10 protein-coding genes are annotated in these 13105 nt (G+C 50.4%); 9 read left to right on the top strand and 1 reads right to left on the bottom strand.

Annotation, left to right across the window (positions count from 1 at the left end):
* Window positions 1-63: 63 nt before the first annotated feature.
* The 4 genes from ACY2VT_RS05345 (at window position 64) to metA (ending at window position 4728) form a co-directional block, all read left to right on the top strand.
* On the top strand, window positions 64-915 hold the full coding sequence (locus tag ACY2VT_RS05345) for a hypothetical protein (protein ID WP_461879164.1): 852 nt from the start codon (window positions 64-66) through the stop codon (window positions 913-915).
* A gap of 45 nt (window positions 916-960) precedes the next feature.
* The gene (locus ACY2VT_RS05340) at window positions 961-1692 is read left to right on the top strand and encodes a pseudouridine synthase (protein ID WP_461879163.1); all 732 of its coding nucleotides are present in this window, start codon (window positions 961-963) and stop codon (window positions 1690-1692) included.
* Window positions 1689-3644, top strand: coding sequence for an NAD-dependent DNA ligase LigA (ligA, locus tag ACY2VT_RS05335; RefSeq protein WP_461879162.1), 1956 nt, complete (start codon window positions 1689-1691; stop codon window positions 3642-3644). Before ACY2VT_RS05340 ends, ligA begins: the two co-directional genes overlap by 4 nt.
* A 151-nt stretch (window positions 3645-3795) precedes the next feature.
* Window positions 3796-4728 carry a homoserine O-acetyltransferase MetA gene (metA, locus tag ACY2VT_RS05330; RefSeq protein WP_461879161.1) on the top strand — a complete coding sequence of 311 codons (933 nt, stop codon included), beginning with the start codon at window positions 3796-3798 and terminating at the stop codon, window positions 4726-4728.
* A gap of 88 nt (window positions 4729-4816) precedes the next feature.
* On the opposite strand, the gene ACY2VT_RS05325 is transcribed toward metA, so the two are convergent.
* Complete coding sequence (locus tag ACY2VT_RS05325; protein ID WP_461879160.1) at window positions 4817-5050, bottom strand: helix-turn-helix domain-containing protein; 234 nt, start codon at window positions 5048-5050, stop codon at window positions 4817-4819.
* A 237-nt stretch (window positions 5051-5287) separates the two neighbouring features.
* Between ACY2VT_RS05325 and ACY2VT_RS05320 the strand changes: the two genes are divergently transcribed.
* The 5 genes from ACY2VT_RS05320 (at window position 5288) to ACY2VT_RS05300 (ending at window position 13072) form a co-directional block, all read left to right on the top strand.
* Window positions 5288-6061: a DUF6062 family protein gene (locus ACY2VT_RS05320; protein ID WP_461873997.1), complete on the top strand. Its 774-nt coding sequence runs from the start codon at window positions 5288-5290 to the stop codon at window positions 6059-6061.
* Window positions 6062-6092: 31 nt separating this feature from the next.
* Window positions 6093-8162 carry an LTA synthase family protein gene (locus ACY2VT_RS05315; RefSeq protein ID WP_461879159.1) on the top strand — a complete coding sequence of 690 codons (2070 nt, stop codon included), beginning with the start codon at window positions 6093-6095 and terminating at the stop codon, window positions 8160-8162.
* Between the two features lie 121 nt (window positions 8163-8283).
* Window positions 8284-9915: an ABC-F family ATP-binding cassette domain-containing protein gene (locus tag ACY2VT_RS05310; protein WP_022462526.1), complete on the top strand. Its 1632-nt coding sequence runs from the start codon at window positions 8284-8286 to the stop codon at window positions 9913-9915.
* A gap of 2 nt (window positions 9916-9917) precedes the next feature.
* Window positions 9918-12281, top strand: a complete 2364-nt coding sequence (locus ACY2VT_RS05305; protein ID WP_461879158.1) for a DUF2298 domain-containing protein — start codon at window positions 9918-9920, stop codon at window positions 12279-12281.
* A gap of 98 nt (window positions 12282-12379) precedes the next feature.
* Entirely contained in the window at window positions 12380-13072 is a 693-nt protein-coding gene (locus ACY2VT_RS05300) for a polysaccharide deacetylase family protein (protein ID WP_461879157.1), read from the top strand.
* The last annotated feature ends 33 nt before the right edge of the window (window positions 13073-13105 follow it).

Raw genomic sequence — 13105 nt, 5'->3', positions numbered from 1 at the left:
TTTTGCTTACTGAGCATATCAATAACTGATCCGGCGGATCAGTTTTGATGAAGGAGGAAAAATATGGCAAAACCAATGACAACAAAAGATAAAATCCGGGAATGGATTTCCGATAATCTGCGCTACATGCTTCTGATCGGAGCAATTCTCCTGATTGTGGCAGCGGTTCTTCTCATCGTTCATCTGGTATCACCAAAAAACGATGGAAAATCGAGCGGCGGAACCGTAACAAGCAGCAGCACCGGAAACAATGTGCCGGATAAAAAGACACAGGTAAAAGCAGATTCTGAGGACAGCACAGGCACTTCATCGGACGTTTCGGATTCTGCGAATGCTTCCAGTACCGATACCGCCAGCGCGCCGGATGCAGAGGCTGAGCCGACAAGTGCGCCGGAAGCGGCAGACGATACCAATAATACAGAGAATACCGATAATACGGCTGTCTCCTTTGCCGCGGACAATGTCCCGGAAGTAAGCACAGTGATGGAGCAGTATTACACCGCGCTCGGTGCAAGGGATATCAACGGTCTTTTTGCAGTAACAGACAATCTGACCGCGGAGGAGCAGGCGCAGATTGAGGCAGAAAGCGACGTGGAGTCATACGGAGATGTAAAGGCCTACACGATCAGCGGTCCAAGCGACGGAACGTACATCGCGTTTGTCAGCAGCAGATGCAAATATCTGGGAATCAACCAGACCCTGCCGATGCTTTCGGAGTATTATCTCTACACGACAGAAGACGGCATCCTGAAAATCATGGATGATACCGACAGCGATGCGGCCGTAACGGAGGCTATGAAAGCAGCGCTCGAAAAAGAAGAAGTCAAAAATCTGATCGAACAGGTTCAGAACGATTATCAGAATGCACTCGATGCAGATGCTTCCCTGAGAGCATATGTAGAAAGCATTCAGTAGGAACAATAGAATAATACAAAATGAAAAAAGCAGTTTCTGGTTTTTATGAAACTGCTTTTTTGGAAGGATAAAATCATGCGCTTAAACAAATACTTAAGTGATGCGGGCGTCTGCTCGCGGCGGGAGGCGGACCGTCTGACAGAAGCGGGCGAGATTACTGTAAACGGAAAATGCGCGGAAACCGGCATGCAGGTAGAGCCTGGCGACGTTGTTGTTGTGAAAGGCAAAACCGTTGTCCCGGAGGAGAAAAAAGTCTATCTCGCCTTCAACAAACCGCGCGGCATCGTCTGTACTGCGGAAAAACGGGAGAAAAACAACGTCATCGATTATCTGTCCTACCCGGTGCGGATTTACCCGGTGGGAAGACTCGATAAAGATTCTGAAGGCCTCCTTCTGATGACGAACGACGGTGCGATTGTAAATGGTATCATGCGTGCCAGAAACCGCCACGAAAAAGAATACCAGGTCGAGGTAAACAAAGAGATTACACCGGAATTTCTGAAAAAAATGGCATCCGGCGTGCCGATTCTCGATACCATGACGCGCCCGTGCCGGATCCAGAAAACGGGAGAGCGCAGCTTTACGATTATTCTGACACAAGGGCTGAACCGTCAGATCCGGCGGATGTGCGAAGCATTGGGATATCGTGTCACAAAGCTGAAACGTGTGCGGATCATGAATATTCACTTGAAAGACCTGAAAACAGGGGAGTACCGCCCTTTAACGGAAAAAGAATTAGCAGAACTGAAAAAGCAGATCGGGGAGGAAAAGCGATGAACGAAACAGAACGGATGAAGGAACTGGTCAAAAAGCTGAACGAAGCGGCAAAAGCCTATTACCAGGAAGACCGGGAGATCATGAGCAACCTGGAGTACGACACGCTGTATGACGAACTGCAGGCATTAGAGGAAAAAACAGGTGTAACACTCGCCGGAAGCCCGACCACAAAAGTCGGCTACGAGGCGATGGACGAACTGCCGAAAGAAGCGCACGAGTCGCCGATGCTTTCCCTTGATAAAACGAAAGATGTGGAAGTGCTCCGCAGCTTCATCGGGGATCACAAAACGCTGCTGTCCTGGAAGATGGACGGTCTGACCGTCGTTCTGACGTACCGCGGCGGTACCCTCGCAAAGGCCGTCACCCGTGGAAACGGCGTGATCGGAGAGGTTGTCACGAACAATGCAAAAGTGTTTGAAAATATTCCCTTAAAAATCCCGTACCAGGGAGAGCTGGTTCTGCGCGGCGAGGCGATCATCCGCTATTCCGATTTTGAGAAGATCAATGAGGAGATCGAGGATGTCGATGCGAAATACAAGAATCCGAGGAACCTCTGCAGCGGTTCTGTGCGCCAGCTGAACAATGAGATTACGGCAAAACGCCACGTTCATTTTATGGCATTTGCGCTTGTGAGCGCTCCGGAACAGGATTTCGAAAATTCCAGAATCCGTCAGATGGAGTGGCTGAAAGAGCAGGGCTTCGAGGTGGTGGAATACAAGGTTGTCACCAAAGATAACCTCGACGAGGCGATGCAATATTTCTCCACGAAAATAGAGACAAACGATTTCCCGTCCGATGGCCTTGTCGCGTTGTATGACGATATCGCCTACGGAGAATCACTCGGCACAACCGCGAAATTCCCGCGGAACGCTTTCGCCTTCAAATGGGCGGATGAACAGAAGGAGACCACTCTGCTTGAAATTGAGTGGAGCCCGTCGAGAACCGGTCTCATCAATCCGGTTGCGGTTTTTGAGCCGGTCGAGCTGGAAGGAACTTCGGTTTCCCGTGCAAGCGTCCACAACATCAGTATCATGCGTTCGCTGGATCTCGGTGTGGGTGATAAAATCCTTGTCTACAAAGCAAACATGATCATTCCACAGATCGCAGAGAATCTGACGAGAAGCGGCGTGCGCGATATTCCGGAAACGTGTCCTGCCTGCGGCGGTGCCACCCGGATTCAGATGATGAACGATGTCGAGACCCTCTACTGTACGAATCCGGAGTGCCCGGCAAAATTCATGAAGGCATTCACCCTGTTTGTAAGCCGCGACGCGATGAACATCGACGGCATGTCGGAGGCAACGCTCGAAAAATTCGTGGGCCACGGCTTCATCCGTGAGTTTGCCGATATTTTCCGTCTCGACCGCTACCGCGACGAGATTGTGGAGATGGACGGTTTCGGTGAAAAATCATACCAGAATCTGATTGACAGCATCGAGCGCGCGAAAAACACAACGCTGCCCCGCCTGATTTTCGGGCTTGGCATCTTAAATATCGGTCTTGCAAACGCGAGAATGATCTGCAAAGCCTTCGATTTCGATCTCGACCGGATCCGGAATGCATCGGCGGAGGAGTTCGCACAGATCGACGGTGTCGGAGAAGTGATTGCAAAAAGCATCGTGGATTACTTTGCGGATGAGGAAAACAAGGAACGCCTTGAGCGCCTTCTGTCGTATCTGACGATTGAGAAGCCGCAGGCAAGCCAGGAAGAGCAGAAATTAGCCGGTCTTACCTTCGTCATCACCGGAAGTGTGGAACATTTCCCGAACCGGAATGCATTAAAGGCAAGAATCGAGGAGCTCGGCGGAAAAGCCACCGGAAGTGTAACGGGAAAGACGAGCTATCTGATCAACAACGACACGACATCCAGTTCCTCCAAAAACCGCAAAGCGCGCGAACTCGGCGTGCCGGTGATCTCAGAAGAGGAATTTCTGAAGATGACAGAAGAATAACGAAATATCTGCAAAGGCGGTTTGCATCCCGCGCGGGAATCTGCTATAATCGGAAACAGACGGCAGAAATTCCTGCCGGAAAAAGCAAACCGCCTTTCTACGCAGAGAAAAGCGCGGCAGATCAAGAAGAATAGAAACGAGGAAAAAGAATATGCCGGTTAAAGTTCAGGCAGATTTACCTGTAAAAGAAATACTCGAAAGTGAAAATATATTTGTCATGGACGAGACAAGAGCGGTTCATCAGGACATCCGTCCGCTGAAGATTATGATCCTGAATCTGATGCCGCTGAAAGAGGATACCGAGCTGCAGCTTCTGCGCTCCCTTTCCAATACCTCCCTGCAGGTCGATGTCACCTTTCTGATGGTGGCAAGCCACGAGGCAAAAAATACATCGACCAGCCATCTGAACACGTTCTATGTGAAATTTGAGGATGTGCGGAAAAATTATTACGACGGTATGATCATCACCGGTGCACCGGTCGAGCAGATGGAATTTGAAGAAGTTGACTACTGGGATGAACTGACAAAGATCATGGACTGGACGAACACACACGTTACCTCCACGATATTCCTCTGCTGGGGAGCCCAGGCGAGTCTGTATCATTTCTACGGACTGAAGAAACGGATGCTTCCGGAGAAGAAATTCGGGCTGTTCTGGCACAAAGTCAACAACCGCAAGATCCCGCTTGTGCGCGGCTTCGATGACGAGTTTCTGGCACCGCATTCCCGCCACACAGAAGTACCGATCGACGATATCCGTGCCTGCAAAGATGTCACGATTCTCGCAGAGTCCGACGAAGCCGGATTCTATCTTGGCATGGCGGAAGAGGGAAGAAAGATTTTCGTGATGGGTCATCCGGAGTACGACCGTATGACGCTCGACGGCGAGTACCACCGCGATAAAGACAAAGGACTCCCGATTGAGATTCCGAAGAACTATTATAAAAACGACGATCCAAATACAAAACCAGTGCTTTTATGGCGGTCACATGCGAACAATCTGTACACGAACTGGCTGAACTACTATGTATACCAGGTGACCCCGTATAATCTTGACGGAACTCCGGATTTTTCGGGAAAATAAGAGAGAAAAAGACCCCCCGCACCGGGCGCACACCGGCTGTGGGGGTTTGCTGTAAAAATCTGCTATAAAAAACGGAAAGCTTTCCGGCTTACCGTTTGAAATCAAATAATGTTTTCAGCGGAATTTCGAGTGCTTCCGCAATATCCATCAGCTTGTTTAGAGACAGAGAGGTATGACTGTTTGGCGCTTCGATGTTGCTCATATGTGTACGGCTGATCTGGACAGCTTCGGCAAGCTCACTTTGCGTTAATCCGCGTGCTCTGCGATAAAAAGCGATGGTAAGACCGAGGAGGCGCATCTCCTCCGTATGATGTTCTCCCATTGCTACGGCTCCTTTCTGAACAGAGTGATACAAAGACTTATATAATATTTATCTTAAACGATTAAATACCAAAAAGAAACAACTTTAAATTTTTATAATGCACATGTAAATTGTGCAAGATATAGAAATTATCCATCAGAATAATAGGAAAACAGGAAAAAGAGTTCTTTTGACAAATGAGAGGTTTTTGTGTATGCTGTAGAAAGCACCAACAAATAAAATCGGAGGTTTTTGCATATGAAAGAGTCGATCCATACCATTCCGCTGATGGATGCATTCAAGGCGGAAGATGAGTGCCCGTTCTGCTATCTGGAGCGGGAAGCAGAGCAGCATGCGATTTCGTTTGCGCTCGGTTCCGGCGCATCCTACATGGAGGATGATGTGCGTGCGGAAACAGACGCGATGGGATTCTGCCGCCACCACTATAAAATGATGTACGATTACGGAAACCGTCTCGGAAGCGGTCTGATTTTATCCACCCATCTGAAAAAACTGAACCAGGAGCTTGCCGCACAGATGGATCAGTTTGCACCGGGAAAATCCTCGGTGTTCAAGCGGATGCAGAAGACATCCCTCGACAAACAGGGCCGTGAGACTGCGATCGGCCAGTGGATTGATGAGAAGACGCATTCGTGCTACGTCTGCGATCACTTCAAGGCAAACTATAACCGCTATCTTGATACGTTCTTTGATCTCTACAAAAAAGACGAGGAGTTTGCAAGACTGTTCCGCGAGGGAAAAGGCTTCTGTCTGCCGCACTTTGCGGATCTGGTGGAGACGGCGGAGAAAAAGCTGAATGATAAACAGAAAGCGGAATTTTACCCGATTCTGTTCAAAATCATGAAAGAAAATTACCAGCGGCTGCAGGAAGAGGTAACATGGTTTACTGACAAATTCGATTACCGCAACAAGGATAAGGACTGGGGAAATTCAAAAGATTCCATCCAGCGCTGTATGCAAAAATTAGGCGGCGGCTATCCGGCGGATGAGCCGTTTACGGAAGGATTATAATTCTTGTTTATAAAAGGAGCATAAAGTTTCGATGCAGAAGTTTTATCAGAGATTAAAAGAGAATCAAAAGGAGCGCGCCCGGTGCGCGTTTCTTGTTTTGTATTTCGGCGTGCTGGCGGTGCTGCTGTTTCTGGCGCGCCCGCTGCTGGATACAACGGCGGCAGACCGGGAGTGGAGCATTCACTTTCTGTTCCCGTGCCTGCTGGCGTGTATCATACTGACGACAGTCGTCAGTTTCTGCCGGTTTGCTGCAAAGCCGGACCAGAAACCAAAACCGCGCTATGTGGGATGGAAACAGCCGATTCTGATGCTGGCAAACGCAGCATACCTGTTTGCCACGCTGGAATTTGTCACAAACAGCCAGTTCCGGGAGATGAAATGGTATTATGCGCTGTTGAATATCGGTGTCATTTTCGTACTTTCCATTCTCATTTCCCTCTTTCTGAACTCCATCCGCCGCGCGATGATTTTCATGAACATCTTTTATTTCTGCATGAGTCTGGTATTCTACTATGTTTATCTGTTCCGCGGAGAAGCGTTCCAGCTCATCGACCTGTACAGCATTGCGACGGCGGCGGACGTAGTCGGCGGCTACAAATTCGAGATCACAGGTGAAATCGTGACTTCGTTTATCACGATGATGCTCGTTGTGCGTCTCTGGCTGCAGAGCCGGGAATACCGTTTTGCACGGAAAACGAGGAATAAAATTCTGCTCCGCGTGGCTGCTGCTGCGCTGACGCTCGGAACATACCTGGCGTACATGAATCTGAACTGGAACGCCGAGTTCGGTGTCATCAGCGATCTCTGGAATCCGGCGAAGACGTACCGTCAGTACGGAACGACGGTCGGTTTTACCGCGGTCGCCAAATATATGCGCCTGACACCGCCGGACGGCTATTCGAAAGACGAAGTGACAGTGATTGCCGATACGAGCGAGAAAGAGACAAAAACAGAAGATCTTCGAAAAGATAATGCCGACGGCGTGACACCGGTCAATATCATTGCGATCATGAACGAGTCGTGGTTTGACTACCGTTCCGTCGGCGATCCGCAGACGAGCGGGAGCTACATGCCGTTCCTCGACTCGCTGACCGAAAATATCATCAAAGGGCACACGCTGACGTGTACCAAGGGCGGCGGAACAGCAAAAACGGAGTATGAGTTCCTGACCGGAAACTCCTGCAAGCGGTTCCCGGGTATGGTGCCGTACGTCAGCTACTTTACACACAGCCAGTATTCCCTCGTCACGACATTAAAAGACCAGGGCTATCAGGCGATCGCGATGCATCCAAACAAGGCGACGAACTGGAAGCGGAGCACCGCGTACCGTTTCCTTGATTTTGATGATTTTATCTCGATTGATCAGTTCTCCGACACGGCCAAGCGGTACCGCGGTATGATCAGCGATCAGGCGAACTATGAGAAGATCGTGGAAACCTACGAGAACAAGGAGCCGGGCAGCCCGTTCTTCCTCTTTGATGTGACGATGCAGAACCACAGCGGCTACACGAACCGTTATTTCCAGGCAGATATCAACTGCAACGGCTACGACAGTGATGAGGCCGATCAGTATTTCTCCCTGTTAAAGCTTTCCGATGAGGCAATTTCCTATCTGATCCGGTATTTCCAGCAGGTGGACGAGCCGACGATGATCATTATGTTCGGCGATCATTCCCCGAAGCTGCCGGATGCGTTTGAAACATGGATTGCCGGAGACGCCTATCAGAATCTTTCGGTCGAGGATCAGGAGAAGTTCTATGGAACGCCGTTCTTCATCTGGACCAACTACAGCATGAAATCCGAGAGCAATGTCTGGATCAGCACAAACTATCTCTCAAGCTATGCATTAAGCCTTACCGGCCTGGAACTGACACCGTACAACGAGTATCTGCTCGACCTGCGCGGGAAGATGCCGGCGCTCAACCACCTCGGCTTTTTAGCAAGTGACGGAACGTGGTACCGCTGGAACGACAGCGATGCGCCGGAGGAGGATCTCGAGTACGAACGGCAGTATGAATGCCTGCAGTACAATGAACTGATCGACAAAAAAGACCGGGATGACAGCTTTTTTACAATTTCCGGTGAAAAAGACGAAGAATAAGGGCTTTCCCTACTTGCCAGAAAACGGAAACCTATGGTAGACTATACTCCGTATGACCGGGAAACCCCGGCGGTAACTTCACGTTTACAATTAAGAATAAGAAAATGAGGTTTTAAAAAGTATGATTGCAGCAAATAATGTGACACTTCGTGTCGGAAAAAAAGCGTTGTTTGAAGATGTCAATATCAAATTCACCGAGGGAAACTGCTACGGCATGATCGGTGCCAACGGAGCGGGAAAATCAACCTTCCTGAAAATCCTGTCCGGCCAGCTTGAGCCGACAAACGGAGACGTAACCATCACACCGGGCCAGCGTCTTTCCTTCCTCGAGCAGGACCACTTCAAATACGACAGCTATCCGGTACTCGACACCGTTATCATGGGAAATGCCCGTCTCTATGAGATCATGAAAGAGAAAGAGGCGCTGTACGCAAAAGAAGACTTCACCGATGAGGACGGTATCAAAGCGAGCGAGCTCGAGGGCGAGTTTGCAGAGATGAACGGCTGGGAGGCCGAGACCGATGCAGAGCAGCTCTTAAACGGCCTTGGCATTGAGCCGGAACTGCATTACGCACAGATGGCAGACCTGACCGGCAGCCAGAAGGTCAAAGTTCTTCTTGCAAGAGCCCTGTTCGGAAACCCGGACATCCTTCTTCTCGACGAGCCGACCAACCACCTGGACCTCGATGCGATCGAGTGGCTTGAGGAGTTCCTGATCAACTTCGAGAATACCGTTATCGTCGTATCCCACGACCGTTACTTCCTGAATAAAGTCTGCACCCAGATCGCCGATATCGACTACGGAAAAATCCAGCTCTATGCCGGAAACTACGACTTCTGGTTTGAGTCCAGCCAGCTGCTGGTAAAACAGATGAAAGAGGCGAACAAGAAGAAAGAGGAGAAGATCAAAGAGTTACAGGACTTTATCTCCCGGTTCAGCGCCAACGCATCGAAGAGTAAACAGGCTACTTCCCGTAAGAAAGCCCTGGAGAAAATCCAGCTCGACGATATCAAACCGTCCAGCCGGAAATATCCTTACATCGATTTCCGTCCGAACCGTGAGATCGGAAACGACGTTCTGCAGGTAGAGGGCTTGACCAAAACCGTAGACGGCGTGAAAATTCTGGATAACTTAAGCTTCACCCTCGGAAGAGAAGATAAAGTTGCTTTCGTCGGAAGCAACGAGCAGGCGATCACTATGCTGTTCAAGATTCTGACCGGAGAAGAAGAGCCGGATTCCGGTTACTACAAATGGGGCGTAACCACCACACAGGCTTACTTCCCGAAGGACAACACCGCAGAATTCGACTGCGACCTGACCATCGCAGACTGGCTGACCCAGTATTCCGAGATCAAGGACGTAACGTATGTCCGCGGATTCCTCGGAAGAATGCTTTTTGCCGGTGAGGACGGCGTGAAACGTGTCAGAGTCCTTTCCGGAGGAGAGAAAGTGCGCTGCCTGCTCTCCAAAATGATGATTTCCGGTGCAAACGTTCTCGTTCTTGACGAGCCGACCAACCATCTGGATATGGAGTCCATCACTGCACTGAACAACGGTCTGATCAAATTCCCGGGCGTGCTGCTGTTCACCTGCCACGACCATCAGTTTGTACAGACCACAGCAAACCGTATCATGGAGATCCTTCCGAACGGCGCGCTGATCGATAAGATGACCACCTACGACGAGTATCTTGCAAGCGATGAGATGGCAAGAAAACGTCATGTCTACACAATGACAGAGGAAGATAATTAAAGATGAGCAAAAAGACGACAGTTTCCGGCATTCTGCTGGTGTTGCTTGTGCTGGCCACAACGCCGCTTCTTGGAACGGACAACGTTTCGTTCCTGAAGTGGTGGCTTATGACCCTGGTGCTCGGTATCGGATTTTATCCGGCTGCCGCAGCGCTGTTTCCGCGGTTTCATGACCGGGGATGGATGTTTTCCAAAGTGCTTGGCATCGTTGTTTCCGGTTTTGCTGTATTTGCTCTTGGAAGCTTCGGACTGGTTCCGTTTACCGCACCGGTCTGCCTGATCACGGTCGGTGTACTGATTCTGGCTTCCTGGATTTTCGGCTGTTTTAAGGTACGCGTCCATGCGCCGGAAATCGATTTCCTGATGATGGAAGAAGTGTTGTTTTTCGCCTTTTTCCTTCTCTGGACCTACCTTGCGGGCTTTCACCCGGAAGCACACGGAACCGAAAAATTCATGGATTATGGTTTTATGAAGGCCATGATGCGCAGCACCGCCGTTCCGGCAGAGGATCTCTGGTACAGCGGAAGCGGTCTTAACTACTATTACGGCGGCCAGTTCTATGCCGTATTTCTGACGAAGATTACCTTCACGGATGTAAAGCAGACGTACCATCTGATGCGTACGATGGTGGCATCGTTCGCGTTTGTTCTGCCGTTTTCGATCACCTACCATCTGGCAGAGTCGCGTGCGTGCCACCGCATCCGGAAAGAGGGCGGCAATAAAAGCCAGATTGCACCGGTGCTTGGCGGTCTTCTTTCGGGAGGCGCCGTTTCCCTTGCCGGAAATATGCACTATGTGATTTACGGCTGTATCCGCCAGTGGCTGGGGCTGAACGAATCGGCCTACTGGTTCCCGAGTTCGACCCGCTATATCGGGTATGACCCGTTCGTGGAAAATGACCGCACGATCCATGAGTTTCCGTCGTATTCCTTTGTGCTCGGCGACCTGCATGCCCATGTGGTGAATGTCATGTTCGTCCTGCTGGTGCTGTGCCTTTTGTATTCCTACGTGAAAAATACCTGCCGTGATCCGGAAAAAGAGTGGAAATGGTCGTTAAAAGACGTTCTGCTCCAGCCGCAGATCATCGCGGCGGGCTTTCTGACCGGTGTGTTCCACTGGTCCAACTACTGGGATTTTGTTATCTATTTCGTCGTGATTACAGGCTTCTCTCTGTACGGTGCGCTGTACCGGTATCATGCGCGGGCGAAAGAGACGATCGGAACGGTTCTCCTGCAGGCTGCAGAAGTTTTTGCAATTGGAACGATTGTCGCCCTTCCGTTTACAATGAAGTTTGAGACGATGGTTTCCGGTGTCGGCATTGCCAAGCACCATTCGATGCTGTATCAGCTGGCGATTCTCTGGGGCCTTCCGACGGTGCTCGTTGTGCTGTTTATCGCAGCCGTCCTGCTGGCATGGCGGAAAAACCGTCATCTTCCGGGCATGGAGCGGCAGGGACAGATTGTACTTGCCGATGGAAAGACGCAGGAAGAGGTGGAAGAGCAGGCCGTTGCCCTGATTCTGGGAGAGAAAAAACCGGAGCCGGGCGAAAAAGAAACGGCAGAAAAGCCAAAAAAAGTTTCTGCCTTCTGTGATTTCTGGAGAGAGATTGCGGTGAGCGATATGGTGATCGGTATTTTAGGCCTCTGTGCCATCGGCCTTATCATCATTCCGGAGCTCGTCTATGTGCGCGATATCTACGAAGAATCGTATGCGCGCTCCAACACGATGTTCAAGCTGACGTATCAGGCATTTATCCTGTTCGGTATCTGCATGAGCTACATCATCACGCGGTTCCTGCTCTGGAAAAAAGAGCGGATTCTGCAGGTGTTCGGCGGAATCGGGCTGGTACTGCTTTTATGGACCTTCGGCTATTTTGGAACGAGCGTGTACTCCTGGTTCGGAAATGTTTTCGATCTGTCCGAGTACCGCGGACTCGATGCGACAGCGTATCTGGAAAATGTCTTTTCCGAGGACGCAGGTGCCATCCGCTGGCTGGATGAAACAATAGAAGGACAGCCGGTTGTGCTTGAGGCGAACGGCGACAGCTACAGCGATTACGAGCGCGTTTCCGCAATGACCGGTCTTCCGACCGTGCTTGGATGGTATGTCCATGAATGGCTCTGGAGAGGGGATCCCGCATACTTAAATGTCCGCGCTGGGGACGTGAAACAGATGTACACCTCGACCGATACGAATGAGGTGCTGCGCCTGCTGGAGCAGTATCATGTGACCTACATTTTTGTGGGAAGCAAAGAAAAGGAGAAATACGGCGATGCGCTGAACGAATCGCTGCTGCAGTCCATCGGAGATATCGTTTACCAGGATACTGCGTCCGGTACGTATATTCTTCAGGTGCAGGATACATAAAGAACAAAAACAGGAGAAAAGAACCGCCTGGTGCGGCATCTTTTCTCCTGTTTTTCATATAATACAGGGAATGCAGAAGAAAGTGCGAAGGGCAGACCATGCGGAGATTCCGAAAAGTGCGGTACGTTCCTCTGCCGCTTCTGGCTGTGATAATGGCGGCTATTCTGTTTGCAGAGCTGGCACGGTGTGAAAGAGAAGGCGCGAAAGAGACAGCGGCGGAAGCAGAAAAAAGTGTGCCCCGCCGTGCGGCGCTGACATTTGATGATGGGCCGAATGCGTGCTATACGCCGGAGGTGCTTGAAATTTTAAAAGAAAATGAAATTCCGGCAACGTTTTTTCTGCAGGGGCAGTGTCTTGCCGGAAACGAAGAAATCGTCCGCCGGATGCATGCGGAAGGCCATCTGATCGGAAATCATACGTTTCATCATGTTCAGCTTACGAAAGTATCAGAAGAGGAAGCGAGGGAGGAGGTCGTGAAAACAAGCAATGCAATCTACGAGATCACAGGGGAATATCCCGTCTATATCCGTCCGCCGTTCGGGGAATGGAGAGAGGGGCTGGACCTTGCAGTGACGATGATCCCGGTACTCTGGGATGTGGATTCCCGCGACTGGGAGAGCCAGAACACCGAGGCGGTCTGCAGCGCGGTGCTTCCGAATGTGAAGGATGGCAGTATTATTCTCATGCATGACGGCTACCGCGCGACGGTAGAAGCGCTGCGGCGGATCGTAAAAGAATTAAAAGAAGAGGGATACACGTTTGTGACGGTGCGTGAGCTGATTGAAGAATAGCTTCCGCGGATTCCATCGAACATAGTTGCGGAG

It is taken from the genome of Fusicatenibacter sp. (assembly GCF_050872605.1).
GTDB lineage: Bacteria > Bacillota > Clostridia > Lachnospirales > Lachnospiraceae > Fusicatenibacter.
Note: the sequence above shows the minus strand (reverse complement) of the source record. Positions and strands in the feature narration are given on the sequence as shown.

Excerpts from the sequence above, each read along its gene's own strand:
- ACY2VT_RS05345 (WP_461879164.1), top strand. The coding sequence starts at position 64 with ATGGCAAAACCAATGACAACAAAAGATAAAATCCGGGAATGGATTTCC.
- ACY2VT_RS05340 (WP_461879163.1), top strand. The coding sequence starts at position 961 with ATGAAACTGCTTTTTTGGAAGGATAAAATCATGCGCTTAAACAAATAC.
- ligA (WP_461879162.1), top strand. The coding sequence starts at position 1,689 with ATGAACGAAACAGAACGGATGAAGGAACTGGTCAAAAAGCTGAACGAA.
- metA (WP_461879161.1), top strand. The coding sequence starts at position 3,796 with ATGCCGGTTAAAGTTCAGGCAGATTTACCTGTAAAAGAAATACTCGAA.
- ACY2VT_RS05325 (WP_461879160.1), bottom strand. The coding sequence starts at position 5,050 with ATGGGAGAACATCATACGGAGGAGATGCGCCTCCTCGGTCTTACCATC.
- ACY2VT_RS05320 (WP_461873997.1), top strand. The coding sequence starts at position 5,288 with ATGAAAGAGTCGATCCATACCATTCCGCTGATGGATGCATTCAAGGCG.
- ACY2VT_RS05315 (WP_461879159.1), top strand. The coding sequence starts at position 6,093 with ATGCAGAAGTTTTATCAGAGATTAAAAGAGAATCAAAAGGAGCGCGCC.
- ACY2VT_RS05310 (WP_022462526.1), top strand. The coding sequence starts at position 8,284 with ATGATTGCAGCAAATAATGTGACACTTCGTGTCGGAAAAAAAGCGTTG.
- ACY2VT_RS05305 (WP_461879158.1), top strand. The coding sequence starts at position 9,918 with ATGAGCAAAAAGACGACAGTTTCCGGCATTCTGCTGGTGTTGCTTGTG.
- ACY2VT_RS05300 (WP_461879157.1), top strand. The coding sequence starts at position 12,380 with ATGCGGAGATTCCGAAAAGTGCGGTACGTTCCTCTGCCGCTTCTGGCT.